The sequence below is a fragment of the Acinetobacter terrae genome (genome assembly GCF_013004375.1).
GTDB lineage: Bacteria > Pseudomonadota > Gammaproteobacteria > Pseudomonadales > Moraxellaceae > Acinetobacter > Acinetobacter terrae.
On record NZ_JABERI010000021.1, the window covers coordinates 15,302 to 39,002 of the forward strand.

Genomic DNA, 23,701 nt, shown 5'->3' on the forward strand with positions numbered 1-23,701 from the left:
AGGTTAAAGTAGAAACGCCATCTGGTTAGATGGCGTTTTAAATCTCTTAGCGATTTGATAAAACGTCTTTGAGTGCTTCATGCATATCGAGCAGGGCTTTTTCAGTAGTTTCCCAATCGATACAGCCATCAGTCACTGATTTGCCATATTCAAGATCATCCAGATTTTCAGGAATATCTTGGCGACCACCTTTAAGATGGCTTTCAATCATCAGACCAACAATCGACTTGTTGCCATCAAGAATCTGTTCTGTGATGTTTTTCAATACAAGCGGTTGTAAGTACGGGTCTTTGTTTGAATTGGCATGACTGGCATCAATCATGATCTTGTTGCTGACTTTGGCTTTCGCTAAAGCATTTTCAGCTTCTGCAACAGAACCTGCATCATAGTTCGGTTTGCCATTACCACCACGAAGTACCACGTGGGCATATTGGTTGCCACTGGTACGAATGACTGAAACCTGACCTTGATCATTTAGACCGAGGAAGCTGTGACCATGTTTAACCGATTGCATTGCGTTGGTCGCAACCGTTAAACCGCCATCTGTACCATTTTTAAAGCCTACAGGTGATGATAAGCCTGAAGACATTTCACGATGCGTCTGGCTTTCGGTCGTACGTGCGCCAATTGCTGACCATGAAATCAGATCTTGATAATATTGCGGTGAGTTAGGATCAAGTGCTTCAGTTGCACATGGTAAACCTTTTTCATTCAGTTCAACTAAAAGCTGACGACCAATACGAAGACCTTTTTCAATATTGAAAGAGTCATTCATGTCAGGGTCATTGATTAAACCTTTCCAGCCCACAGTCGTACGCGGTTTTTCAAAATAAACGCGCATTACAATATAAAGGGTATCTTTCACTTTTTCGCTTAAAACTTTTAAACGATCCGCATATTCATGTGCAGCAACCGTGTCGTGAATTGAGCAAGGACCAATGACCACGAATAGACGTTTGTCTTTACCATCTAGGATGTTGCGAATGGTTTCACGACCTTTTAGCACGGTTTGATAGGCATGTTCAGTCAGAGGCAACTCTTTTTTTAATTCAGCAGGAGTTACCAAAGGCTGAATGCTTTGTACATTCACGTCATCGATGTCAGATTGTGTAATAGGATTTGACTGTAGTGTATTCATTGCCGTCACTGGTTCGATCATACAAAAGTTTTATTAGTAGCCTGAATATAACACGAATGTATGTTCACAATGTTATAAAAAAGATCAATATATAGGTCAAAAAAAAGTGATGAATCGTATAGTTAAATTAAACTTTCATCGTTTTTTCAATAATGATCACTTGCGCTGTAGCCGGTTTTTCTGCAGGTTTTGCTTTGACCGGATGAAGCATGAAATTCATGCCTAATGCGAATAGGGTAATACCGAGAATCTTACGGATAATTTTTTCTGGCAGGCGGGAACTGATCAAAGTTCCAACGATAATTGCAGGAATTGAACCGACCAATAACCATCCGAGTAAATGTAAATCTACATTACCCGAGCTCATGTGTCCAAGCCCTGCGACTAAAGTCAAAAGCACTGCATGGACGACATCGGAACCGATAATACGAATCATGGGTAAATTCGGGAACATCAGCACAAGCGCCATAATCCCAAATGCACCAGCACCGACTGAAGAAAGGGTCACAAATACGCCAAGTACAATACCCATAATGATAATATAAGCACGTTTGTCTTTCGCTTGCAGGTTAACCTTTTCTAAATCCTGCGTCATATCCAAAGGGACATCTTTACGCATCTTGTTAAAGAAACGTTCAATGTGGCCGCGGAACACGATGGAAATACCGGTCAGGGTCAACATAAAGCCCAACACCATGGTCAAAACAGCTTTATAGCTACTTGATTGACTCAGATAGTTTTCTAGAACCCAATGCGTCGCAAGCGAAGCGGGAATACTACCCACAGCAAGCCAAAGGACAATCGGCCAGACAATATTCATTTTTTTTGCGTGCACCAAAGACCCGCAGAATTTTGAAATTGCGGCATAAAGCAAGTCTGTTCCAATGGCAATATGTGGCTCGATTCTAAACAGGCTAATCAGGATGGGAGTCATTAATGAACCTCCACCTACACCTGTAATCCCAACGCAGAAACCGACCAAAACACCTGCTAAAATAAATTCGAGTGGACCAAACATGGTTATATATGCCAAATATCAAAAAACGTGCATATGTTATGACTTTTTCATATAAGTCGTTGTCTTGATTATTGATTTGCTTATTCTAAAAAAAGAAATAGAAAATAGCGTTGATTAGGCAGGACGATAAAGCCTCATTTCTGATGAGAAAAAATAGCTTTGCAGCGCTATCATGATTAATCTGAAAGATCAGCTATGTTAAACTTTAAAAAATTTGAGGATAAACACTTGCAAAATCGGAAGCTTAAAATCGGTATCGTTGTCGGGGAAGTGTCTGGAGATACGCTTGGCGCTAAACTCATCCGTAGTTTTCGTGAGCAAGGAATTGATGCCGAATTTGAAGGCATCGGTGGTCCGCAAATGATTGCAGAAGGCTTCAAAAGCTATTATCCGATGGATATTTTATCGGTGATGGGAATCGTTGAAGTCTTAAAAGATATTAAAAAGCTCTTCGCAGTCCGTGATGGATTGGTCGATACGTGGACTAAAGATCCGGTCGATGTATTTGTGGGGATTGATGCACCGGACTTTAATTTACGTTTATCTAAAAGCTTAAAACAGCACAATTTACCGATTAAAACCGTGCAATATGTCAGTCCTTCGGTTTGGGCATGGCGTCAGGGACGGGTATATGGCATTAAAGCCAGTATTGATTTGGTGCTGTGTTTATTTCCGTTTGAAAAAGCCTTTTATAAGCAATTTGATGTTCACGCTGCTTTTGTCGGGCATCCATTGGCAAGTCAACTGCCGCTCACAAACCCACTGATTGAGGCCAAGCAAGAACTTGGCTTGAATGTTGAATATAAACATATCGCACTTTTACCGGGCAGCCGTCGTGGTGAAATTGAAAGACTCGGTCCGTTAGTGCTGGATGCAGCCAAAATCATTAGTCAAAAGCACCCCGAATATGTGTTTTTGATTCCTGCGATTAATGATACACGCAAGCAGCAGATTGAAGCATTGCTAAAACAATATCCTGCTGATTTTGTCGCTAAAATTTGTTTGATGGAAAATACAGATACAGAGTCAAAAATTGGTCGTCAGGTCATGAATGCCTCAAATATTGTGGCCTTGGCGTCAGGAACTGCAACTTTAGAGGCAATGTTATTGCATCGTCCGATGGTGACGTTTTATAAGTTGAATTGGCTGACGTATGTGGTGATCAAATTCCTGATCAAAATTCCTTATTATTCTTTACCCAATATTATTGCCGGTAAAAAAATCATTCGAGAATTGATTCAAAGTGATGCAACGCCGGAAAATTTGGCTGCAGAAATTGAAAAATTGATGAATGTTGAAACTGCACAAATTCAGGCGATGCAGCACATCACCATGCATAAGAAATTGCTTTCCGGAAATAGTGAAGATCCTGTTCAAGCGATTTTGAATACCTTAAATGCCGTGAATACATCAAATCCAGAATGATTTACTGAAATTGTTGCCGATACTGGCTAGGGGTTAAATCAAATAATCGTTTAAAAGTTTGGCTAAAGGCCGTTTCTGAAGAATAGCCAACGCGATGGGCAATTTGTTGAATCGATAATTGTCCTTCGCGTAAATGCTGTGATGCCAAACGGAAACGATATTGCTGTAAATACGCCAACGGTGTTTCACCCACGATATTGCTAAATAAAGTGGCAAACTTCGAGCGCGACATACAACATTGTTCCGCCAAGCTTTCCACCGTCCAAGCCTGTTCAGGCTTACCGTGAATAGCGGCTAAAGCATTCGCCAGTTCGGTATGCGCCAAAGCTCTGAGCCAGTTATTGGAATCCTGCAATTGTGCAATATAGTCACGGACACATTCAATAAATAGAATACTGACCAAATGATCGAGAATTTTGTCGCGACCCGGTCGAATTTGATAGGCTTCAACCGCCAAAAAATGTAAGCCAATCTGTAGCCATTCAGGTGCGGTACTGCCGGTAATATGGTGAATATGAATATAGTTGGGCAGGGCATTGAGTAACGGACGCGCCATAATTGTATCAATATGACAACGAATCGCTAAAATGAGAGCAGGTTCACCGCTAACACTTCCAAACTCGATAGTTTCCTGTCTTTTTTGATCAAAAAGTGCTGTGATATTTAGAGCTTCAATTAAATTACTTTTATTATTGCTATGGCAAGAGTGGTTTTGCCCTGAAGGGATCAGCACCAGATCACCCGCTTCGACCTGAAGTTGGGTGTGTGGATTCAGTTGAATCGTCATGTTGCCCACCAGAACCACATAGCCAATCATGGCATCTTGTTCCTGATAAGAATATGCCCAGTCACCTTGCGGTTTTAAATAAATATATTCAGATTTATTAAGATGAATATCATCAAAAATTTTACTTAAAGCATCCATGTCTTATCGTTCTGTCATCATCTAATAAAAATTATAAAAAGCCTTGATTCACTCAAGCATGTGTTTTCAGGTCAAATATTGGCTATTGATGCCAAGGACGTTTGCATAGCTTTTTTGGACGTTTAAAACTGTTCTTGATGGCCCATTTCTAGAAATATAACGGTAGAACAAAAAATAGGGAAGATCGCCAGCATGAATGCACCAGTAAATTTAAATCAAACGACAATTCAAACCCTGCCCACTGCTTCAGGTTTAGCACTCGATAAAAAACGCTATTGGTGGTTATTAAGCCCGGGTTTACCTGTGATTGGTATGGGTATTTTGGCAGGCTATCAGTTTGGTCCTAAAGCCACAAAAAAAATATTTGCTTTAGGTGGTCCTCTATTACTGCATGTGATTATTCCCAGTGTTGATGCCATTGTAGGCAAAGACAATAACAACCCAAGTGATGACCAAATTACCTCATTAGTGAACGATCCTTATTACGACCGTATTGTGAAACTGTTTATTCCTTTGCAGATGGCAGCCAATCTATTTGCCGGCTATGTAGTGAGCCGTAAAGAAACCTCTTTTGTTGATCAAATTCTGTTGGGTGTTTCCATGGGGGCAATTAATGGTGTAGGGGTAAATACTGCTCATGAGTTGTCACACCGTCCGAATAAAAAAGATCACTATCTTTCTCATGCCACGTTAATGCCTTTGTTTTACAACCACTTTCGGGTTGAGCATCCTTATGGACATCATAAACGTGCTGCAACGCCTGAAGATCCGGCATCTTCTAAAATGGGGGAAACTTTCTATGAGTTTTGGCCAAGAACGGTATTTGGTGGTCTTAAGTCTGCCGTAGAAATTGAAAAGAACCGTTTAAAACGTAAAGGTTTATCATTCTTTAGTAAGGAAAATGAGCTGTTTCAAGGCTGGGCGATGAGTGCAGGTTTTCATGCCACCATGTTGAAGCTGTTTGGCAAAGATGTAATTCCGTATTTGGTCACACAGGCTTTTTATGGAGTGAGTTTATTTGAAATAATTAACTACATTGAACATTACGGTTTAATGCGTGATAAAAAACCAGATGGTTCTTATGCGCGTACCATGCCAGAGCATAGCTGGAATAATAATAACATTACCACCAATCTGTTTTTGTACCAGTTACAGCGTCATTCAGATCATCATGCCTATCCGACACGTCCATTCCAGGCGTTACGTAATTTTGATGAAGCGCCTGAATTGCCAAGTGGTTATGCCACCATGTTATTGCCGGCTTTGATTCCATCGCTATGGTTTAAAATGATGGATAAACGCGTATTTGACCATTATGAGGGCGATTTAAATAAAGCCAATATTCATCCAAAACGCCGTGCGAAAATTTTCAAGAAATTTGGCGTGATTGATCGCTTATTGAATAAAGAATAGTGGATATAAGTTGAAAATTTAATATTTTTGACCAAGTCTCTAATTGATAAATCATTAAAAAAGCCCATTCGAGGGTGAATGGGCTTTTTGTAATTTGCTATAATATTGATTTTATATGACAATTTAATTACATTCCGTATAGCGTATATTATGTTGATTTTGGGAAAACCAACATAAGTGTCCTTCTTTTATTTACAGTAGATCAATGCCGAAATGTCGCAATATAGCAGCCCATAAAATGAAGATAAGAACAGTCATTACACAGCAAATGGCTATAGATGGCCAAAATCCATAACGCTGATAAAGTATGGGGAAGGCTAAGAACATAGGCAAGGTCGGCACCACATACCAAAAGGTATACCAAGCATGATTTGAAATTTTTTGTGGATCTTGATCCTCAATTTTCATCCATATCAGCACAAGTACCGTCACGATAGGTAAGGCTGCAATTAGTCCTCCTAAGCGGTCACTACGTTTAGCCACTTCTGAAATAAGTACAATCATACCTGCCGTGATAGCGTACTTAGTGATAAGCCAAGCCATGGAAATGTCCTATAGCCAAAATGCTATTTTATAGTTTGTTTAGCAGTATAGTTGTTACAAGAAGTCAAAAAAGTATGGATCTGATGTCCATTCCATCCAGCAGAGTTTTCCTACTGCAATACTTGTATATTAATATAAATATCAATGACTTAAAAATTTAAGTCTGAGCAATAAATAGGCGACAACCCAGTTTTTAAATAACCTGGTTGTTTATTAATCAATTATGGCAGTTTTAGCTCGTAAAGATTCAGGGCTATTTCCTCTCGTCTCGAATCCAGACAAGAACATCTAAAGACAAATTAGTATTGCAGCTAAGCTCATTGTATTGCCTGTACTATCGTAGTTGAAATTATTAATGTTTAATATGCTCTAAATTAGTGCAATAATATGATGCAATTTAGACTAAGCCTTGAGGATCAATATGAATTTTTTAAAAAAGAAAAATAAAGCTAGCTTTGTATTCTTCATCATCACACTTTATTCATTTATCGGATTCGGTTTAGGTTACGTCATTTGGGAATATTTTTTATAGGGGCTCTGCCTTGAAGGAGAGCTTCCCACAAGAAATATAGAAGTTTCAATGTTGAGTGAAAACTGAAGCTTTAGTTTTTATTTTATTTTTGAGTTTTAATTACATTTAATCTATAAATACAAGCATTTAACATACATGCTTTTATGTAATAAAGTGGTTATTAATTACTTAGATTATCAGACAAAGTGTCCCATAGATGAGTTGATAAGCTAAAAATAGCCTAAGCATGCTAAACATTGACTTTGAAAAAAGCATATAATCTACTTATCCCGTTTTTTATATCATCGACAAATGACACCTGCTTGCAAAGTTTTAAAATCAAATAAAATTGAATTTTCTATCCATGAATATGAGCATGATGTAAATGCAAAAAGTTTTGGATTAGAAGCGGCTGAAAAGTTAAATTTAGAAGTCAAAGAGGTCTTTAAAACCTTATTGGTAACCGATGATAAAAATTACTATGTTGCTGTTTTACCTGTTGCACATCAATTAAGTTTAAAGAAAATAGCTGCAGCAGTAGGCGCTAAAAAATTACATATGGCATATCCTAAAGATGCCGAACGCTTAACTGGATACTTGGTGGGTGGGATCAGTCCAGTCGGGCAGAAAAAACTTTTAAAAACAGTTATTTGTGGTAGTGCTAAACAGCTTGAATCTATGTATGTGAGTGGTGGAAGAAGAGGGTTGGATATAGGGGTGAAGCCTGATGATCTAGCTCGGGTTTTAGGTGCTAAATTTGCCGATATTATTGATGAATAATCATGTGATTTAACACTATTAATTTGAGTATGGTTTTAGGTGTTACTCACATTATTACTCACTTTTCCTATTCCCTTAAAATAACAAAAGCCGCATTAAGGGTCACGTTTTGATGTAGAGGGATGGTTACTGCAATTTGGGGCATGGTTATATACCAACACAAGTTCAAGCGGTCGTACTGTGAATCCTATTGCCGTAGCTATGGGCATTAGTTAAGGCATTCTTTGAAACAAGAGAATTTATTCGCTCACAAGACCAAAACTATAACAATATTCACAACAAATTATCACTTCAACTTGATCTGGCTAAATCAGATGCAAGCCTGGCGGGTAGTGTTTTAGGAAGTTATCGCAAGAAAAGAGATTTATTAATGACTGCAATTACTGAAGTTGAGAGACTTATGCAGCCATGCTTATTTGAATAAAAACCACACTCTCGCCATCTCCGGGTGGTTTTTTAATGCTTGATAAATAACCTGCTTCAGCTATAAATGAATCTTATACATTTAAAATGTAGGGATATTTTGAACAAGATTATAGCTTTAGTGCTTTTAACTTTGGTTGCAACTATAGCTTATTCGCATAGTGGTCACACAGCTAGTGATGGATGTCACAATGAAAGAAGTACAGGAACACGACACTGCCATTAATAATAAAAGCACCCTAGGGTGCTTTTTTAATGCCGCTTATATGTAGAACTTGTGGTTGTTTGCTCTTTTATTATTCAGGCGTGGTTTTTTCTTGTGGTTGGGGGGTGCTGGTTGGGGCAGCTTCTTGGATTGTTGCCTTGGGTTTGCGGTTAGGCATATAGTCTGGGTCGCTGGTCATGGCTAAGTATAGGAAAGTAAAAAAGATAGTGGTTATAGCACCAACTATGGCAACGAATTTCCAACCTAAAACGGTTGATTCTGAGTCATCTGATGAGGAGTTGTTTTTCATGAAAAAGCCTAAATAGCAAAAAATAAAAGTGTCACCTTTGTATTATAAAACTGATTTATGAGAAAAACCATGTTATATGCATTTATGGAATATCAACCACTTTTAGTTTTTTAACGCCAAAAGAAAAGCACCTCATGGTGCTTTTTTAATGCTTAAATTTTTCCCCGAGATTCCATCATGAATGATTTTTTATTAGCAACAAATCGAAGTATTAAAGTTCCTATTTTGGATATTGATATTGAAGTCCATCAGATCCAAATGAAGGACTTTGATACTTGGGCGATGCATGCAGAAGTACTTAAAAACTTTATTAAAGATAAAGATCATTTAGATGAGATTTTGACAGAGTTGTTTAAAGCCCATGGTGGGCTTATTGCGAAAGAAATTTCGAAAGTTTTAATTGAGTATGAAAAGCCCTCAATTGAGGGCTTTGACAGAGGCATTAGCTTATAGTTCTTCAAGAGCTACTCTTAGGTGTTTATCTTGGCTTCTAATATATGATTGATATATTGTAGCATCTAGTCGATCTTCTTCAGACTGGCTGTTACCTAATAAGCTATACAACCTGTCTATTGCTAAAAAAAGAGTTTTAAATTCAATATCAAAGTAGTAATCATCATAAAAATCTTCATTCTTAATTTGTTGATTCAACTTTTCATAATTTCTTTTGAACGTATTTAGCATGTCTTTAGCAAAATTTATATCTGTTGAATCACAGCTAAAAATTGCATTTTGTGTTTTTTCTAGTGGATAGAATGATTCTGCTCCAATTGTATCTTTTACAATCTTTGTTAAATCTATCATCGGTTATTCTCTGTATTTTTTAGTATATCTATATTGATTATTTATTTTAAAGTGGTCAAGAGATGATCAATTAATTAAAACCTTAAAGTTTTTTCGATATTTTATATATCCCTGTACAGACTAAAAGAGCCACCAAAAAAACCATTTCTCTATGTTTTTGCTGTGTTACTGTAAACAGCAAGAAAGAAGAATACACAATAATTAAGCTATCAAATTTCAGTTGCTGACAAGCACTTAGTTGAAAATTATCAACCCGTTAAAAAACAAAAAATATGAGTTGAATATAGAATGGACAAAATTCATTAAACTGCTATTGTTGCGTGTATAAAAATAAAATTTGGTTAAATTGAATAATGAATCAAAACAATAAGATTCTTATCGCTGCAAGCCTAGCGAATGGTGGCTGTTTTTCGATGATTTTGCCCATACTTGCACCTTTGGTTCGTCAAATGAAAATGACAGAACTGCAAGGCGGAGCTTTGATATCAGCAGGTGCATTGTTGATGGCAATCGGGGCAATCTATATTTCTAAACAGCAAAATAAATACAGTATTTATAGCTTATTAAGTGTGGGTTTTATCGGTATGACCCTCACTTGGGGGTTATTTACTGCGGTTTTGGCTTATGGGCTTGAATATCATCTTGCTACGATGCTGCTGTTTACTTTGTTATTGTTGGCTCGGGCAAGTATGGGCGTATTTATGGCTATGCCGCAAATCGCTTTACAAACTTATGTCATGACTAGATATACCTCAGAACAACAACGCAGCCAGACCATGTCCAAGTTTGGAGCGTTAAATAGTGCAGGTTTGGTGCTTGGACCATTTTTAACGACGCTTTTATTGGCTTGGGGTATGCTGACGCCGTTATGGGTTGCCTTTATTATTTTTGCTTTCATTAGTCTATATATTGTATTGAAATTTGATCGTCACGAAACTGAGTTTTCTCATACTTCTGAGCAGGTTATACCAACGGAAAATACGACATTTTCCCACAATGAAGCATTTTCTTTGCGTAACAGTATGGGGTGGTTTGGATTAGGATTTAGTCTCTATATTGCGATTGTCACAGTAAATCTAACCGCAGGTTTTTATATACAAGATCAATTTCAAATTTCGACTCAGCAGAGTGCAATTTACTTTGCCCAATGTTCTTTGATTGCCGGAATATCATTAGTGATTATGCAAACGGCTATTTCCAAGTTTTTACAATGGTCTGTGCAGCGCTTATTGTGGATTGGGTTGGTGTGCATGATGCTGGGCTTGCTGATCTCCATTCGCACCACACATATTCATATTTTCCAAAGTGCCTATGTTTTATATGGTGTTGCTGTGGCTTGTCTTACTCCGGCATTTACCACCGGGGCTGCCCAATCTGCACCACAGCATTTACAGGTTAAAGTTGCCAGTTTTTGTACTGCGACCCAGGCTTTAAGTTTTGTATTTGGTCCATTGGTCAGTACCGGTTTGTATCAGTGGCATAGCGATTATCCATTTTATTTATTAATGATAATGTTTATGTTGCTCGCTGTTTATTTCTTGTGTTATCAAAAGAATATGCAGCCATCTTCAGTTCCGGTGTGATTTTCTTTATGCAGTTATAGTCCTAAGTTGGTGGCTGGGGATTTATTGATAAAGCAATGAAGTTTGTGACACGATTTAAGTATGAAAAAGCTGAATATAATTCAGTGTTGGTTGAATATTACTAAATCAATGCCTCGAGAAAATTAATATTATTCATGCTTTAATAAGGTGATTGAATTTAAAGTGATTTGATGTGTGTTCTTAAAGCCTTCTACGCCTGTTGTTCCTACACTTGCAGGGGATTATCCTGAATGGCATCGCGGACGCGAGCATTTTTCGTTATGGTATATCGAAATTGAGCATCCAGAATTATTAGAGTATTTAAATCAGCTGCGTTCGGTTTTTTCAGATTTTTTATATTCGCCAAATATCCGTCAATTTCACATTACTTTATTTATTTGTGGCTTCCTTACGGAACAAAACCCAGTTTGGGATGATGATTTTTGCATTGAAAAAATGCATCAACATATTCGACACTTAACAGATAATTCCCAGAATAAAATTCAATTAAAAACAGGTCGCATCAACAGTTTTGAAAGTGCCTTATTTGTCGAAATTATTGATGAAAATGATGTGCTTTTAAAATTGCGTCATTTATTTGGACAAAGTTGCAATGAAATTGCACCGCTCGACTATTGTCCACATCTTACTTTAGGTTTGTATCATCAAGATTTTAATAGCGATTTAATTTTTGATCATATAAACAGCATTGAACAAAAAAGCTTTGAATTTTCAGTCGATCAACTGACTTTTGGCACATATAACGCAAAAATATTGCAAGGTCAGCTCTATCCATTTCATCAATTTCAATTGGGTGACGTATGATGCAACTTATTTTAGGTGGCGCACGTTCTGGTAAAAGTCGCCTTGCGGAACAAATCGCAAAAGATTCAGGTTTGGCTGTAACTTATATTGCAACCGCACAAGCGTTCGATGCCGAAATGCAGGAACGTATTCATCATCATCAAGCGCAACGACCAAAGCACTGGACTGTGATAGAAGAGCCTTTATATCTGGCCAACTGTCTAATCGAGCTTGATCAACCCAATCAAGTGATTCTTGTCGATTGCCTGACTTTGTGGATGAGTAATTTATTGATGCATGAAAATCCTGAATTACAGAGGCATCAATGCCAAAAACTGCTGGATATCTTACCGATATTAGAATCAGAAGTTATTTTAGTCAGTAATGAAACCGGCTTAGGCGTGATACCAATGGGCGAGATCAGCCGCAAGTTTGTAGATGAATCGGGGCGTTTGCATCAACAGTTGGGGCAAATTGCCGATAAAGTTGTATTTTGTGTTGCGGGTTTTCCCATGATTTTAAAAGGAGATAAATAATGAACTGGTGGTTGGATGCGTGTAAAACGCCAAGTGTGGAAGCAAAAAAACAGGCTGAAGAACGTCAATTACAACTGACCAAACCCACAGGCTCATTATCTGAACTTGAAAATACCGCCGTGCTATTGGCAAGTTTGCAAGCAAATCCACGTCCCAATGTAAATCAACCTTGGATTACGATTTTTGCCGGTGATCATGGGGTGATGGAAGAAAATATTTCTGCCTATCCACAAGCCGTGACGCGTCAAATGCTGCAAAACTTCACCACCGGTGGCGCTTGTATCAGCGTAATTGCCAAAGAATACAATGCCAAATTACAAGTCATTGACTGTGGTTCTGTGGGGGATGCCTATGAATATGCAGGCGTAGAACGTCATTGCATTATTCCGGGAACAGCGAATTTTGCCAAACAAGTTGCCATGACTGAAGCGCAATGTATTGAAGCGATGAATCTGGGACGTCAAAGCGTAGAGGATGCCGTTGCTTATGGCGCATCTATTTATGTCGCTGGGGAAATGGGCATTGGCAATACCTGTTCTGCATCAGCAGTCGCCTGTTTTTTACTGAATGAGCCTGCTGAACAGCTCACAGGTGTGGGTACGGGTATTCGTGAAGAACAATTGATTCATAAAAAAAATGTTATTAACCAGGCTGTTGCTTTACATCAAGAATATGTCGGTCAAGATGTTTTTAAAGCACTTTGCGCGGTGGGTGGTTTGGAAATTGCAGCAATGACGGGTGCCTATATTCGTTGTGCACAGCTCGGTTTGCCTATGGTGGTCGATGGTTTTATTACCACAGTTTCAGCGCTTGTAGCGGTACGTTTAAATCCTGCAGTCCGTGAGTGGATGCTGTTTGGGCATCAATCGGCTGAATATGGACATCGCCGTTTATTGCAGGAACTGAATGCAAAACATCCATTACTCAAACTCAACTTGCGTTTAGGCGAAGGTAGTGGTGCTGGGGCTGCTTTAGGCGTGATTAAACTGGCATGCAGTCTGCATAACCACATGGCCACTTTTGCAGAAGCAGCCGTTATTGGCGAAAAAGTTTAATCCTAAGAGGATTCAACAGGATATTGAACATGTTAAAGATTGATCTGCTTCGTCATGGTGAAACGACTTTAAGTCATACCTTACGCGGTTCTACAGATGATGATTTAACCGAATTGGGTTGGTCGCAGATGCAGAAAACCATAGATCAGTCTTGGCATGCTGTTAAGCACGATTCTATGCATAAACCGGTGCAATGGGATGTGATCTTTACTTCGCCTTTAAAACGTTGTCGTTTATTTGCAGAATCGGTCGCAGATCAAAAGCAACGACCTATCTTTTATGACGCAGGTTTGCAAGAAATGCATTTTGGCGATTGGGAAGGCATATCGACCCAAGTCATTTATGAAAATGAGCCTGAATTACTGGCGAATTTTTGGCAACAACCGACTCAATTTACCCCGCCCAATGCAGAAAATATGCAGGATTTTTATCAACGCATCCTCAATAGTCTTGAAAACATGCAACAACAGATGCTGGAAAATGGTTTGCAGCATGCTTTGGTGGTGACGCATGGCGGTGTGATTAAACTTTTAAAATGTATCGCTTTAAATCATTCACTGGATGATATTTTAAAAATGACAGCAGAATTGGGGCAACTCAATTCCCTTGCAATTCATGAAGATGCTTCAATCCAGTTGCTCAAGGAATAACAGTAATGACACCATTTTTTATCGCTTTGCAGTTTTTAACGACATTTCCGATTCAATTGAAAGAAATGCCGAGCAAACAGCAAAATGGTCAATCTTTACTGTTTTATCCACTCATTGGTTTGATGATTGGTGCAATTTTATTTGCCATAGCCACGGTGCTGCATGCATTGCCGGTGATCTTGCTAAGCAGTCTAATTTTAGTGGTCTGGATCTGGTTGACGGGTGGTTTGCACCTGGATGGTTTAGCGGATACTGCCGATGCCTGGGTCGGTGGTTTTGGCGATAAAGAACGTACTTTAACAATCATGAAAGACCCGAGTTGTGGGCCGATAGGGGTTTTAAGTTTAATTATTCTATGTCTAATTAAATGGTCAGCACTGTATGTATTATTAGAAAAACAACTCTATTCAGCCCTGCTTTTATTTCCAATATTGGGTCGCTTGGCACCACTATTTTTATTTTTGACTACCCAATACGTGCGTGAAAGAGGTTTAGGATCTTCAATTGCAGAATTTATTCCTAAAACGGGTGCAGTGACTCTCTTTATATTGTGTTTAGTTGCCTCTGCATATTTTGCATGGGTGGGTATTTTAACAGCAATTATATTTATAGGCACCTTAATATATTTACGCTACAAATTTATCCAGCGGATTGGTGGAATTACTGGTGATACAGTTGGGGCAAGTATTGAGATTTGTGAGGCTGTGAGTATTTTGAGTTTTGTGATGAGTCTTTTTTATTTGAATTTTTCGTAGCCTAGGTTATTGCTTAAATGAGATTCCATTTATGAGGTTTTTTTATAACAAAATTTGGATGAATTATATGAAGAAGTAAAATCTTTAACGATCCATTTAAGAAAAATAAAATTACAAATAATATAAATATTTGTGAAATATTCAGATAATAAGTTAAGTGAAAAATATCTTTTGTGTAAAAATAATATTGAAAAAATTATAAAAACAACTCATCAAAAAATGTTTTTTAGTCGAAAATAAATTTAACTTAATGTTACATAAATATACATTTATATAATTTATCTCATTGAATAATAAAATCTATTTTTTTAAATATTTAATTTTAAACATGTTTCTTATGTTGTTTTTTTGTGATCAATATACCTAATTACAGTGATATCAATCTCATTTTATTTCTCTTTTAATTACAAATAACCATTTTGACTAAATTAGTGGTACGGATGAAGGAATTGAATATGAAATTTGCCAACATTTTGTTGATGCTTATTTTGTTGCAATTTTCAGGAAATATTTATTCTGCAAACCAAACTTCTTCAGTGGATATTGTGACGACTATTCCTGTGAGTTGTCAATTTTCCAATGTCAGTCCACAAATTATTGTTTCTGAAAATGGCAGTGTTTCTAGCGGAAATTTTACCTTGAATTGTAATAAAAATTTTGAACTGCAGCTCAGTTCAAGGTCATTAAAAGATGGCGATCAGACAACTTCTGTAAAATCAGTAAATGGAACTAAGTTGAATACGGTCGTAAAAGTAAATTTTCAGGGGAATACATTTGAGTTAGACCGAGCTAGGCAGATTTCTGTACTAGACCCATCGAATTCAGAGCTTGGAACAATCAGTATAAATTTAGCAAATCCAGTTCATGCAACTACACCTGCTGGGGTTTATCAGGATGTATTGTATTTGGATGCTACCTTTTAGTCACTCATTTAATGAGAGAGAAAATAATGAAAATATTTGTTCAGTCAGCTGCATTTTTAGTTGTGTTATTGGGGAGTGGCTTGAGTCAAGCCGCAACGACTACAGCCAGTATTCCTATGGGTGTAGACATTCCTAAAAGCTGTTCATTTTCAAATGTAAGTGCAGGAATTATTGTTCCTGAAGATGGGACTAAAGCAACCGGTGCATTTACGCTGATGTGTAATACAGGTTCTTTTTCAGTTCAATATACAGCAAATTCTCGTGCAAATGGTTCAACCTATTTAACAAGTGCGAATGGTACAAAATTAAAAACTAATATGAATGTTGCTCCTATAACGGGATATACGGTTCCATTTAATGGTTTTTATCAACATGGCTTTATTGGCTTTTATGGAATACCGGTAAATGGTTTTTTTGAAGTCGGTCTGCAAAGCCCAATTACTGCAACAACTGAAGCAGGAGTATATACCGATACTTTAAATATGAATGTGACGTATTAATTTTTAATAAAAAAATTCAAGAGAACAATCTTATGAAGATATTCATAAAATCTGCCGCGATTTTGGCAGCATTACTGGGGAGTGGTTTAACTCAAGCTGCTAATACCACTGCCAGTATACCTATGGGTTTGGAAGTGCCTAAAAGCTGTTCATTTACTGATGTCAGTACGGGGATAGTTATTCCTGAAAATGGAAGCGAAGGCGTTGGAAGTTTTACCTTTCAATGTAATGTAGCATTCACATCAGAATTTCAATCTGAATCTTCTGCTGTATGGGGTTCAGGTAAATCATCTGTGTTATCTATTTCAGGTAAAAAGCTTGAGACAGTCATTAAATTAAATTTACCTCAATTCGGATATTCAAATTCCCCTTTACCACATGGCTGGGTTTGGGCGAACTGGGGATATCGTGCACAAGCCCAAACAGGCAGTATTGCGATAAGTCTAAAAGAACCAATTACTGCAACTACACCAGCGGGTATTTATATAGATACCTATAAATTAGATCTTTATTACTAAATATTAATCCTATTGAGAAAAAAAACATGAAAACATTAACAAAAATTACTTTAGTTGCAATCGCTGCTTTATCAAGTGCTTTAACTCAAGCAGCTACAACATCTGCAAGTATTCCAGTCAGTCTGACTATTACAGAAAAATGTACCATCAGTGATGTGTCAACCAATATTGCTATTCCTAATGATACAACAAGTGGGACGGGAGCTTTTAAAGTAACGTGTAATACACCGTATAGCATTCGCACTAGTACTACCAATACTTCAGATGCAACCACCTTTGTTAAATCTACAACAAACTCAAGCCATACATTAAATACAAATATCACTGTGAATTTAAATGGTACTGCTGTTCCTGTAAATGTAGGTACAGCATTGTCTCAGCCTGGTTTAACTGTAGATACTTATAACGTGAATGCTGCACTTATTGCTGCTGTAGTGTCGACTACACCAGCAGGTACGTATAACGATACTTTAAATATTAGTGTGGATTACTAGTTTTAAAGTTTCATTGAGTATTAAATCATGAAAAAAATATTCTTAGCGATCACCGCTCTTATGATGGGATGTCATGCATTTGCTGCTACAGCAACGTCATCTATTCCCATGAGTGTGGAAATTGCAAAACAATGTACTTTTTCCAATGTGGCTTCTGAAATTATTTTGAAAGAAGATGGTTCAGATACGACTGCAGGTTATACAGTAACGTGTAATACACCCTATAGTATTTCTACTGATAATGCGAAATGGTATGAAGGTTGGTATTCGTATATTTCCAATGCTCAAAATGAGTGGTTAAAAACAGGTGTAGGCACTCGTGCGGTTCGCGATAATACGTTAGTAACCTTACATGCAGGAACACCGCTTGCAAGACCTGGTTATTCTGTAGATGACTATGAGGTTAGCATTCATGTTTCTACGCCTATTACTGCTACGACTCGCGCTGGTGTATACACTGATACTTATTTAATTAGTGTGTATTACTAAACCATAAATTTTTAAAATCGCATAAAAGATAAGCCATTTATCTTTTATGCATTTTCTATAGCTTTTTTAAATATTTTATTGGGGAAAATTTATGCGAACTGTGAAAAATACAAGCGGTCTGTTGTTTGCATTACTAACATTAATACAGCCAGAAGCTCATGCAGATCTGACCATTTCACCCGTTCAATTATATATTTCTGGTGATCGTCAACAACGCAGTACAACGGCAACACTGAATACCAAAGGAGAAAAAACGGATCGCACTTATGAAATTAGTGTATTTCGCTGGACTCAAGATGAACAAGGTAACGATGTTTTAACACCAGATACAGACTTGGTGGTTAATCCCAAAGCTCTTATTTTACTACCAGACAGTAATAAAGTGATTCGATTTGGATTTCGCCAATCCATTGCAGCCATGAATTTAAAACAAGAAGGAACTTGGCGAGTTAAATTTAGTGAAATTCCATCGCCATTACAAAAAACAGGGATGAGTATTGCCTTAAATTTTAGTGTTCCTGTATTTGCGGGCAATGGTTTTCAACCTGATATGTCCTTTCATTTTGTTAAAGATGAAAAAAACAATACTGTTTTAATGGCTAAAAATAGTGGGAAAGCACATTTTCAAATAACGAAATTCAGTATTCAAGATGCCTCAGGTAAAGTATTAAAAGACATTGATACTATGAAATATATTTTGCCGGATCGCCAAGTGTCTATTCCTATGGACGGATTTAATACGACATCCATTAAAGGACTAAAGTTTGTAATGGCATCCAACGCTTCTAAAACTTCCGTGGTTTATGATATTACGGAGAATTAAAGCATATGGGCAAACCCCAATATAATCTTATATTCCTTGCTCTCCTGATTATAGTTCGACCAGATCATGCTATGGCGAATGAATTGTCTGTACCTAAACAAAATGAGGAAATGCAGCAAGACATGATTCTTGGGTTGTGGATCAATGGTGTGGATCAACATCAAGATGCTATGCTAACTATATTTGAACAGAAAAAATATATTGAATGTAGTGTGTTACAAGCAAATTTTATGGATATTGAGAAGTTTCAGCAGCTGGCCCAGATGGGTATTCAATATTGCTTAATATCTCAGCCAGATATAGTGGTAGAAGAAGATATAGATTCACAATTATTAAAAATTAATATTCCGACACGTTATATGCAAAGTCAGCATATTCAAAATACTGAAATTCAAATGCCTGAATTACCCGGCTTGGGTGGTTTTTTAAATTATGATGCCTTTTATCAAGAGGGAGATTATTCTAAACAAGCAAATGCAGTCGCTGATTTAGGTCTTTTTTGGAAAAATACATTTTTTAGCAATGGTCATATTTTTCGCAAAAACTATCAAAATAGTGATGATGATTTTCAAAATAATACTCGATTAAATACATCTCTGATCATTGAGTTTCCTAAAAAATTAACCACTTTACAATTGGGAGATAATGTCAGTACGAATACCGGATTATCCCAATCTTATTATTTTGGCGGTTTTCGCTGGGGAACGAATTTTACTTCACGCCCAGATTTTGTTTATTGGAATACTCCTTCATTCAAAGGTAGTGCACTGGTTCCATCTACTATTGATTTAATTATTAATGGAAATAAAGCCTATAATTCAAGAATAAATCCAGGGGAATTTAATATTGATAGCAATATTAACTTTCGCGGTTTAGGCAGTGCAGAAATGGTTGTACAGGATATTATGGGGAATAAAACTGTGCAAAACGTGCCTATTTTTGTGAGTGAACGATTGTTAAAAAAAGGTCTAACTGACTATAGTCTTTCAAGTGGTAAGTTACGCTATAACTATAGTGAACAAAGTGATGATTATCGCGAATGGTTTGGTAGTGCCTATTTCAGACGGGGAATAACAGATATCACCACTTTAGGTGCTGTGGCAGATTATAGTCATGATTTAAAAAGCACAGGTCTATTATGGAGCCAATACTTATATAAACTGGGGTTATTAGAAATCAATTCAGCTTATAGTGATTCGCAAAAAGGTGATGGTTATACCGTCAGTACAGAATTTAAAAGAGATAAAGATCAATATAGCCTTGGCTTAAAAGCACAATATTATAGTTCTGATTTTCGTATGTTAGGTATGGAGGATCTAAAAGATCAATTTTTACCTGAACGAGAAAGCTTAATTTATTTATCTAAATCCGGAATTCCTGTTTTTGGAAATCTCTCCTTTACGTATGTTGAGCAGAATTATAGAAAAGGCATAGATCGCGATGATCAACGCATTTTTTCGCTACGCTCCAGTCGCAGTTTATTTGATAATTTAAGTATGTCTGTTGGAGTTAGTTATGATGCAGAAAGTCATGATAACCATCGTGTTGATTTATCACTCAGTTATCGTTTTGACGATAAACATGCTGCGTATTTTAACCAAACCGATTCAGATTCTAGTAATCTCACATTTGTTAAAAATACTTCCAATGCTGTAGGTCTGGACTATGCCATTGGCGCTGGACGAGCAAATGAACAAAATACGGGGAATGTGGCGACCCGGGTTAAAACTAAAGCAGGCGATTTAGATTTACAATATTTACAAACAGGCAATAACAACAGCTATAGCGCAACTTTTCATGGTGCATTGACATGGTTGGGTCACAGTGTCGATTTAACAAAGTCAGTAAATAATGGTTTCTCTTTAGTTCAAGTTACCAATAGTCCAAATGTTGATGTTTATCGCAATGATTTATTTATTGGTAAAACAAACAAGCATGGAGAAATATTTGTCCATGATTTAATTGCTTATACCAATCAGCATCTTTCTTTTGATGAAAACCAGTTACAGATTGAAGATAAGGTCATTGCGGCACGTAAAACAATTATGCCACTCAATAAACGGGGCTATATTGTGGATTTTCCAGTCGTGCATACACGTGAAGTAGACTTTAAATTGGTTGATTTGGCCGGTCAGGCACTACCCTCGGGAAGTCAGATTACAGTGGATGGTAATCAGGCGGATATTTATCCAGTTGGCAGTGATAACTTGGTGACCATTTATGGTTTGACTGAGGGACAACATAAGTTAAATGTACAAGTTTCTTCCAATCAAACGTGTACGGTTGATTTTAGCTTGGACTCTGATGAGACTAGTAATGTTCCATTACAGTTAGTATGTAAATAAGGGAAAGTATGAAAACGATGATTTTAAAAGTTTTGGCGAGTAGTATTTTCTTTTTTGCATGCTCAAATGTATTTGCAGCATGTACTATTTCCGATACGGGAGCCGGAACTATACGTCTTCAACCTACATCTGGAAGTACATCCACCATACAACTGAATATTAAGTGTGATTCTGAATTTAATATTCGCTTTGACAGCCAAAATTTAGTTGATTCCAATGGTAGCAGCACATTAAAGAATGAATCTGCATTGGCTTATACAAAATTAAAAAACAGTATAGATGTAAAATATGAATTATCGGGTGATGCGGGTTCACAGTGGCAGCTATTAAAAACTCAGAAAAAAAAGGCACAGCATATTTATGTTATTGTCGCTCGATTAGGAAGTGTTAACTTAGCGAGTTTAGCTGCCGGAGATTATCGCGATCGTATTACTATCACAATGGATTATTAATTTAAATGTCTGTTAAGAGCATGAATCTAAACTCATGCTCAGAAAAAAAGCTTAAAGAAAATTGACAACCAGATGAATAATACTCGGTCCCAACAACACCATAAATACCCCCGCAAGTACCATTGTTAAACAGGCAACAACGCCTTCTTCACGATGACGCATAAAGGCTTTACTAGTGCCAAAACCATGTGCTGAATTACCCAAAGCTGCCCCTTGCGCAAAGCGTGAATTTAGCTTTAAGGCAAGCAGAATCATATCGGCTATGGCAACACCGGCAATACCAGTAATCATGGTAAATAAAATCACCAGTTCAACCGAACCGCCAATATTTGAAGTCAGTTCCATGGCAAATGGTGTAGAAATAGAGCGTGCCATTAAGCTATAAGTGGTTTCTTGATTAAAGCTAAATAACTTTGCCAAATAGAATGCGCTCATTACGCCAGCAATCATTCCCACCACAATACCCAAACTAATCGAGAGCACATGTTCTTTAATGACTTTGCGATATTCATAAATAGGGATGGCAAAAGCAATGGTTGCAGGTCCAAGCATCCATATGATCCATTTATTTTCCATCATGTAGGTGTCATAAGAGACATTAAAAATGACCATCAGCACCATGATAATAAATGGCACAAAAATCCCAGGCGCTAATAGCATATAGGGATATTTTTTATGCAGCTTTTTACTGAGGATATAACCAATAGAAGTACCGACAAAGCAAAGAATAGCAACCAAGTTCATCTTACTCTCCCTGTTTTAACAGTCGGTTTGAATGAGACTTATGCTTTTGCTTTAAACGCGCTTCTAGTTTAAATCCAAAATACACACTATATGCAGTTGCAAGCATCACACAAAGCGTGCCGATAAATACAGCGAGGATCAGTTGCCAACCTTGGGTTAAAAAGAGATCTTTATATTTAATGATTCCGACGACGCACGGAATAAATAATAAGACCAGTTCTCCCAAAATAAAATCCGAACCTGTTTTAATCCATTGCAATTTAAATAAGCCACTGAGCAAAGCAAATAAAACCAATAACAAACCAATCACACCGGCAGATACAGGTAAATTGAGTGTGCGCTGTATAACTGAAGCGACCCACCAAATAATGACCAGAAAACTCAACTGAAGGATGATTTGAGCAATATGAAGCAGCTTAGGAGAGAGTAAAGAGGTAGACATAATAACAAGAAATAAAAGCTTGGATGTATTTTAGATTTGACCCACTGTATATATTATGAATAATAAAAAAAAGATTATGCCTAAATGGAATGTTTTGTGGATATTAAGAGTTTGACAATGTTCGTTAAAATTGTGCAGTTGCAAAGTTTTACCCGTACAGCTGAAGAAATGTGTGTCACTCAGCCCACAATTAGTAAGGCAATTCATGCTTTAGAACAAGAAATTGGCGTGCCATTATTTCATAAGGGCGAAGCGGGTCGAAAACGCGATGTAGTTTTGACTTATATGGGTGAACAAATTTACCAGCATGCTTTGGTGATATTAGAGGAGCAACAACGTATTTTTGAAACAGTGGCTAAAGTCCGTCATCTGAAACAGGGCAAATTAACCATCGGACTTCCACCGGTAGGATCGGCATTACTCAGTAGTTTAATTGCCAAATTTCACAAGCAATATCCCAATATTGAATTAGGGTTCTTAGAAGTTGGCGCGACGGGCATTGAAGATGCCATTCTGGCCAAAAAAGTAGATGTGGGGATATTACTGGGGCATTTGAAACCCATTTTAAGTGGCATTCCGATTATCGATTCGCCTTTATGTTTACTCTCGCGCAAAGACACGCAATGGAAAAATAGAGCAAAAGTTTCTTTAGGGGAACTCAAAGAAGAGTCGTTTCTGCTTTATGCCGATACGTTCAGCTTAAATAGCATGATTATACAGGCAGCCAACTATGTCGGATTTGAACCCAATGTGGTGTGTAAAAGTAGTCAATGGGACTTTATTGCCAAAATGGTGGAGTCGGATGTTGGAATTGCATTGCTACCAAAAATCTATTGTGAACAATTGGATCAAGAGAAATATAATGTCAGTATCTTAGAAAATCCGAATATCAACTGGACCTTGAGTATGGCCTGGAATAACACGGTGGCGATGAATCCTGCTACCCGAGCCTGGCTAAAAATCATTGAAGATAATCAGGATGAAATTCATTTTTAATCATGAATTTACCAATAATAAAATAAGCGGATTCTCTGTTGAAGGATAAGATTTAAACGGATTATTTTTTTAAAATGCTGAATTTAATAGATTTTTT

Annotated in this window: 28 protein-coding genes and 1 pseudogene; 21 read left to right on the forward strand and 8 right to left on the reverse strand. The window is 37.3% G+C overall.

Going from position 1 to position 23,701, the window contains the following annotated elements; genetic code table 11:
- Positions 1–46: 46 nt before the first annotated feature.
- Both HLH14_RS09480 and HLH14_RS09485 read right to left on the reverse strand, forming a co-directional pair.
- A complete protein-coding gene (locus HLH14_RS09480) occupies positions 47–1,138 on the reverse strand; it encodes a 3-deoxy-7-phosphoheptulonate synthase (protein WP_214645278.1) in 1,092 nt (363 codons plus the stop codon).
- A gap of 127 nt (positions 1,139–1,265) precedes the next feature.
- Entirely contained in the window at positions 1,266–2,156 is an 891-nt protein-coding gene (locus tag HLH14_RS09485) for a sulfite exporter TauE/SafE family protein (protein ID WP_171533001.1), read from the reverse strand.
- A 228-nt stretch (positions 2,157–2,384) separates the two neighbouring features.
- Between HLH14_RS09485 and lpxB the strand changes: the two genes are divergently transcribed.
- Positions 2,385–3,581, forward strand: a complete 1,197-nt coding sequence (gene lpxB / locus HLH14_RS09490) for a lipid-A-disaccharide synthase (RefSeq protein ID WP_171533002.1) — start codon at positions 2,385–2,387, stop codon at positions 3,579–3,581.
- Between the two features lies 1 nt (position 3,582).
- Here the strand turns inward: lpxB and HLH14_RS09495 are convergent, their stop codons facing one another.
- Positions 3,583–4,506 (reverse strand): cupin domain-containing protein, encoded by a 924-nt coding sequence (locus HLH14_RS09495; protein ID WP_171533003.1) that lies wholly within the window; start codon positions 4,504–4,506, stop codon positions 3,583–3,585.
- Positions 4,507–4,698: 192 nt separating this feature from the next.
- Here HLH14_RS09495 and HLH14_RS09500 point away from each other — a divergent pair, with 192 nt between their 5' ends.
- On the forward strand, positions 4,699–5,919 hold the full coding sequence (locus tag HLH14_RS09500) for an alkane 1-monooxygenase (RefSeq protein ID WP_171533004.1): 1,221 nt from the start codon (positions 4,699–4,701) through the stop codon (positions 5,917–5,919).
- Positions 5,920–6,111: 192 nt separating this feature from the next.
- On the opposite strand, the gene HLH14_RS09505 is transcribed toward HLH14_RS09500, so the two are convergent.
- A complete protein-coding gene (locus tag HLH14_RS09505; protein ID WP_067722774.1) occupies positions 6,112–6,462 on the reverse strand; it encodes a DUF3147 family protein in 351 nt (116 codons plus the stop codon).
- Positions 6,463–6,883: 421 nt separating this feature from the next.
- On the opposite strand from HLH14_RS09505, the gene HLH14_RS09510 reads away from it, so the two are divergent.
- The 3 genes from HLH14_RS09510 to HLH14_RS09520 all read left to right on the forward strand — a co-directional run bounded on the left by HLH14_RS09510 (position 6,884) and on the right by HLH14_RS09520 (position 8,402).
- On the forward strand, positions 6,884–6,994 hold the full coding sequence (locus HLH14_RS09510) for a hypothetical protein (protein ID WP_086194801.1): 111 nt from the start codon (positions 6,884–6,886) through the stop codon (positions 6,992–6,994).
- 291 nt (positions 6,995–7,285) lie between these two features.
- Positions 7,286–7,753 (forward strand): Cys-tRNA(Pro) deacylase, encoded by a 468-nt coding sequence (gene ybaK, locus HLH14_RS09515; protein WP_131271890.1) that lies wholly within the window; start codon positions 7,286–7,288, stop codon positions 7,751–7,753.
- Positions 7,754–8,243: 490 nt separating this feature from the next.
- A complete protein-coding gene (locus tag HLH14_RS09520; RefSeq protein WP_228139703.1) occupies positions 8,244–8,402 on the forward strand; it encodes a YHYH domain-containing protein in 159 nt (52 codons plus the stop codon).
- Positions 8,403–8,472: 70 nt separating this feature from the next.
- On the opposite strand, the gene HLH14_RS09525 is transcribed toward HLH14_RS09520, so the two are convergent.
- Positions 8,473–8,691: a hypothetical protein gene (locus HLH14_RS09525; protein ID WP_067722770.1), complete on the reverse strand. Its 219-nt coding sequence runs from the start codon at positions 8,689–8,691 to the stop codon at positions 8,473–8,475.
- Positions 8,692–8,868: 177 nt separating this feature from the next.
- Between HLH14_RS09525 and HLH14_RS09530 the strand changes: the two are divergent.
- Positions 8,869–9,057 (forward strand): annotated as a pseudogene (locus tag HLH14_RS09530) (hypothetical protein); the annotation flags it as partial.
- A gap of 81 nt (positions 9,058–9,138) precedes the next feature.
- On the opposite strand, the gene HLH14_RS09535 reads toward HLH14_RS09530, so the two are convergent.
- On the reverse strand, positions 9,139–9,495 hold the full coding sequence (locus tag HLH14_RS09535) for a hypothetical protein (RefSeq protein WP_067722768.1): 357 nt from the start codon (positions 9,493–9,495) through the stop codon (positions 9,139–9,141).
- 353 nt (positions 9,496–9,848) lie between these two features.
- Between HLH14_RS09535 and HLH14_RS09540 the strand changes: the two genes are divergently transcribed.
- The 14 genes from HLH14_RS09540 to HLH14_RS09605 all read left to right on the forward strand — a co-directional run bounded on the left by HLH14_RS09540 (position 9,849) and on the right by HLH14_RS09605 (position 21,422).
- The gene (locus HLH14_RS09540; protein ID WP_131271888.1) at positions 9,849–11,078 is read left to right on the forward strand and encodes an MFS transporter; all 1,230 of its coding nucleotides are present in this window, start codon (positions 9,849–9,851) and stop codon (positions 11,076–11,078) included.
- A gap of 195 nt (positions 11,079–11,273) precedes the next feature.
- Entirely contained in the window at positions 11,274–11,903 is a 630-nt protein-coding gene (locus HLH14_RS09545) for a 2'-5' RNA ligase family protein (protein ID WP_131271887.1), read from the forward strand.
- Positions 11,900–12,418 carry a bifunctional adenosylcobinamide kinase/adenosylcobinamide-phosphate guanylyltransferase gene (gene cobU, locus HLH14_RS09550; RefSeq protein WP_131271886.1) on the forward strand — a complete coding sequence of 173 codons (519 nt, stop codon included), beginning with the start codon at positions 11,900–11,902 and terminating at the stop codon, positions 12,416–12,418. The genes HLH14_RS09545 and cobU overlap by 4 nt, the downstream gene beginning before the upstream one ends.
- Positions 12,418–13,473, forward strand: coding sequence for a nicotinate-nucleotide--dimethylbenzimidazole phosphoribosyltransferase (gene cobT / locus HLH14_RS09555; RefSeq protein WP_131271885.1), 1,056 nt, complete (start codon positions 12,418–12,420; stop codon positions 13,471–13,473). Before cobU ends, cobT begins: the two co-directional genes overlap by 1 nt.
- A 29-nt stretch (positions 13,474–13,502) precedes the next feature.
- Positions 13,503–14,123, forward strand: a complete 621-nt coding sequence (locus tag HLH14_RS09560) for a histidine phosphatase family protein (protein ID WP_171533005.1) — start codon at positions 13,503–13,505, stop codon at positions 14,121–14,123.
- Between the two features lie 5 nt (positions 14,124–14,128).
- Positions 14,129–14,878, forward strand: a complete 750-nt coding sequence (locus HLH14_RS09565; protein WP_131271883.1) for an adenosylcobinamide-GDP ribazoletransferase — start codon at positions 14,129–14,131, stop codon at positions 14,876–14,878.
- Between the two features lie 455 nt (positions 14,879–15,333).
- A complete protein-coding gene (locus HLH14_RS09570) occupies positions 15,334–15,801 on the forward strand; it encodes a hypothetical protein (RefSeq protein ID WP_131271882.1) in 468 nt (155 codons plus the stop codon).
- Between the two features lie 26 nt (positions 15,802–15,827).
- Positions 15,828–16,301, forward strand: coding sequence for a hypothetical protein (locus tag HLH14_RS09575; protein ID WP_171533006.1), 474 nt, complete (start codon positions 15,828–15,830; stop codon positions 16,299–16,301).
- A gap of 32 nt (positions 16,302–16,333) precedes the next feature.
- Positions 16,334–16,819 carry a hypothetical protein gene (locus HLH14_RS09580; RefSeq protein WP_131271880.1) on the forward strand — a complete coding sequence of 162 codons (486 nt, stop codon included), beginning with the start codon at positions 16,334–16,336 and terminating at the stop codon, positions 16,817–16,819.
- Positions 16,820–16,845: 26 nt separating this feature from the next.
- Entirely contained in the window at positions 16,846–17,313 is a 468-nt protein-coding gene (locus HLH14_RS09585) for a Csu type fimbrial protein (protein ID WP_131271879.1), read from the forward strand.
- A 27-nt stretch (positions 17,314–17,340) separates the two neighbouring features.
- Positions 17,341–17,802, forward strand: coding sequence for a Csu type fimbrial protein (locus HLH14_RS09590; RefSeq protein ID WP_067722745.1), 462 nt, complete (start codon positions 17,341–17,343; stop codon positions 17,800–17,802).
- Between the two features lie 91 nt (positions 17,803–17,893).
- A complete protein-coding gene (locus tag HLH14_RS09595; protein WP_171533007.1) occupies positions 17,894–18,625 on the forward strand; it encodes a fimbrial biogenesis chaperone in 732 nt (243 codons plus the stop codon).
- A 5-nt stretch (positions 18,626–18,630) separates the two neighbouring features.
- On the forward strand, positions 18,631–20,970 hold the full coding sequence (locus tag HLH14_RS09600) for a fimbria/pilus outer membrane usher protein (protein ID WP_171533008.1): 2,340 nt from the start codon (positions 18,631–18,633) through the stop codon (positions 20,968–20,970).
- Between the two features lie 8 nt (positions 20,971–20,978).
- On the forward strand, positions 20,979–21,422 hold the full coding sequence (locus HLH14_RS09605; protein ID WP_171533009.1) for a hypothetical protein: 444 nt from the start codon (positions 20,979–20,981) through the stop codon (positions 21,420–21,422).
- 51 nt (positions 21,423–21,473) lie between these two features.
- Here HLH14_RS09605 and HLH14_RS09610 read toward each other — a convergent pair whose 3' ends face one another.
- Both HLH14_RS09610 and HLH14_RS09615 read right to left on the reverse strand, forming a co-directional pair.
- Positions 21,474–22,166 (reverse strand): LrgB family protein, encoded by a 693-nt coding sequence (locus HLH14_RS09610; protein ID WP_171533010.1) that lies wholly within the window; start codon positions 22,164–22,166, stop codon positions 21,474–21,476.
- A 1-nt stretch (position 22,167) separates the two neighbouring features.
- Positions 22,168–22,608 (reverse strand): CidA/LrgA family protein, encoded by a 441-nt coding sequence (locus tag HLH14_RS09615; protein WP_067722735.1) that lies wholly within the window; start codon positions 22,606–22,608, stop codon positions 22,168–22,170.
- Between the two features lie 96 nt (positions 22,609–22,704).
- Between HLH14_RS09615 and HLH14_RS09620 the strand changes: the two genes are divergently transcribed.
- Positions 22,705–23,604, forward strand: coding sequence for a LysR family transcriptional regulator (locus tag HLH14_RS09620; protein ID WP_171533011.1), 900 nt, complete (start codon positions 22,705–22,707; stop codon positions 23,602–23,604).
- Positions 23,605–23,701: the final 97 nt, after the last annotated feature.

Bases quoted from the DNA above. Each gene is read 5' to 3' on its own strand.
- HLH14_RS09570 (WP_131271882.1), top strand. From the start codon at position 15,334: ATGAAATTTGCCAACATTTTGTTGATGCTTATTTTGTTGCAATTTTCA.
- HLH14_RS09540 (WP_131271888.1), top strand. From the start codon at position 9,849: ATGAATCAAAACAATAAGATTCTTATCGCTGCAAGCCTAGCGAATGGT.
- cobT (WP_131271885.1), top strand. From the start codon at position 12,418: ATGAACTGGTGGTTGGATGCGTGTAAAACGCCAAGTGTGGAAGCAAAA.
- HLH14_RS09535 (WP_067722768.1), bottom strand. From the start codon at position 9,495: ATGATAGATTTAACAAAGATTGTAAAAGATACAATTGGAGCAGAATCA.
- HLH14_RS09590 (WP_067722745.1), top strand. From the start codon at position 17,341: ATGAAAAAAATATTCTTAGCGATCACCGCTCTTATGATGGGATGTCAT.
- HLH14_RS09520 (WP_228139703.1), top strand. From the start codon at position 8,244: ATGAATCTTATACATTTAAAATGTAGGGATATTTTGAACAAGATTATA.
- HLH14_RS09575 (WP_171533006.1), top strand. From the start codon at position 15,828: ATGAAAATATTTGTTCAGTCAGCTGCATTTTTAGTTGTGTTATTGGGG.
- HLH14_RS09510 (WP_086194801.1), top strand. From the start codon at position 6,884: ATGAATTTTTTAAAAAAGAAAAATAAAGCTAGCTTTGTATTCTTCATC.
- HLH14_RS09495 (WP_171533003.1), bottom strand. From the start codon at position 4,506: ATGGATGCTTTAAGTAAAATTTTTGATGATATTCATCTTAATAAATCT.
- ybaK (WP_131271890.1), top strand. From the start codon at position 7,286: ATGACACCTGCTTGCAAAGTTTTAAAATCAAATAAAATTGAATTTTCT.
- HLH14_RS09505 (WP_067722774.1), bottom strand. From the start codon at position 6,462: ATGGCTTGGCTTATCACTAAGTACGCTATCACGGCAGGTATGATTGTA.
- HLH14_RS09585 (WP_131271879.1), top strand. From the start codon at position 16,846: ATGAAAACATTAACAAAAATTACTTTAGTTGCAATCGCTGCTTTATCA.
- HLH14_RS09525 (WP_067722770.1), bottom strand. From the start codon at position 8,691: ATGAAAAACAACTCCTCATCAGATGACTCAGAATCAACCGTTTTAGGT.
- HLH14_RS09565 (WP_131271883.1), top strand. From the start codon at position 14,129: ATGACACCATTTTTTATCGCTTTGCAGTTTTTAACGACATTTCCGATT.
- HLH14_RS09595 (WP_171533007.1), top strand. From the start codon at position 17,894: ATGCGAACTGTGAAAAATACAAGCGGTCTGTTGTTTGCATTACTAACA.
- cobU (WP_131271886.1), top strand. From the start codon at position 11,900: ATGATGCAACTTATTTTAGGTGGCGCACGTTCTGGTAAAAGTCGCCTT.
- HLH14_RS09580 (WP_131271880.1), top strand. From the start codon at position 16,334: ATGAAGATATTCATAAAATCTGCCGCGATTTTGGCAGCATTACTGGGG.
- HLH14_RS09480 (WP_214645278.1), bottom strand. From the start codon at position 1,138: ATGAATACACTACAGTCAAATCCTATTACACAATCTGACATCGATGAC.
- HLH14_RS09560 (WP_171533005.1), top strand. From the start codon at position 13,503: ATGTTAAAGATTGATCTGCTTCGTCATGGTGAAACGACTTTAAGTCAT.
- HLH14_RS09615 (WP_067722735.1), bottom strand. From the start codon at position 22,608: ATGTCTACCTCTTTACTCTCTCCTAAGCTGCTTCATATTGCTCAAATC.
- HLH14_RS09500 (WP_171533004.1), top strand. From the start codon at position 4,699: ATGAATGCACCAGTAAATTTAAATCAAACGACAATTCAAACCCTGCCC.
- HLH14_RS09600 (WP_171533008.1), top strand. From the start codon at position 18,631: ATGGGCAAACCCCAATATAATCTTATATTCCTTGCTCTCCTGATTATA.
- HLH14_RS09605 (WP_171533009.1), top strand. From the start codon at position 20,979: ATGAAAACGATGATTTTAAAAGTTTTGGCGAGTAGTATTTTCTTTTTT.
- HLH14_RS09485 (WP_171533001.1), bottom strand. From the start codon at position 2,156: ATGTTTGGTCCACTCGAATTTATTTTAGCAGGTGTTTTGGTCGGTTTC.
- HLH14_RS09610 (WP_171533010.1), bottom strand. From the start codon at position 22,166: ATGAACTTGGTTGCTATTCTTTGCTTTGTCGGTACTTCTATTGGTTAT.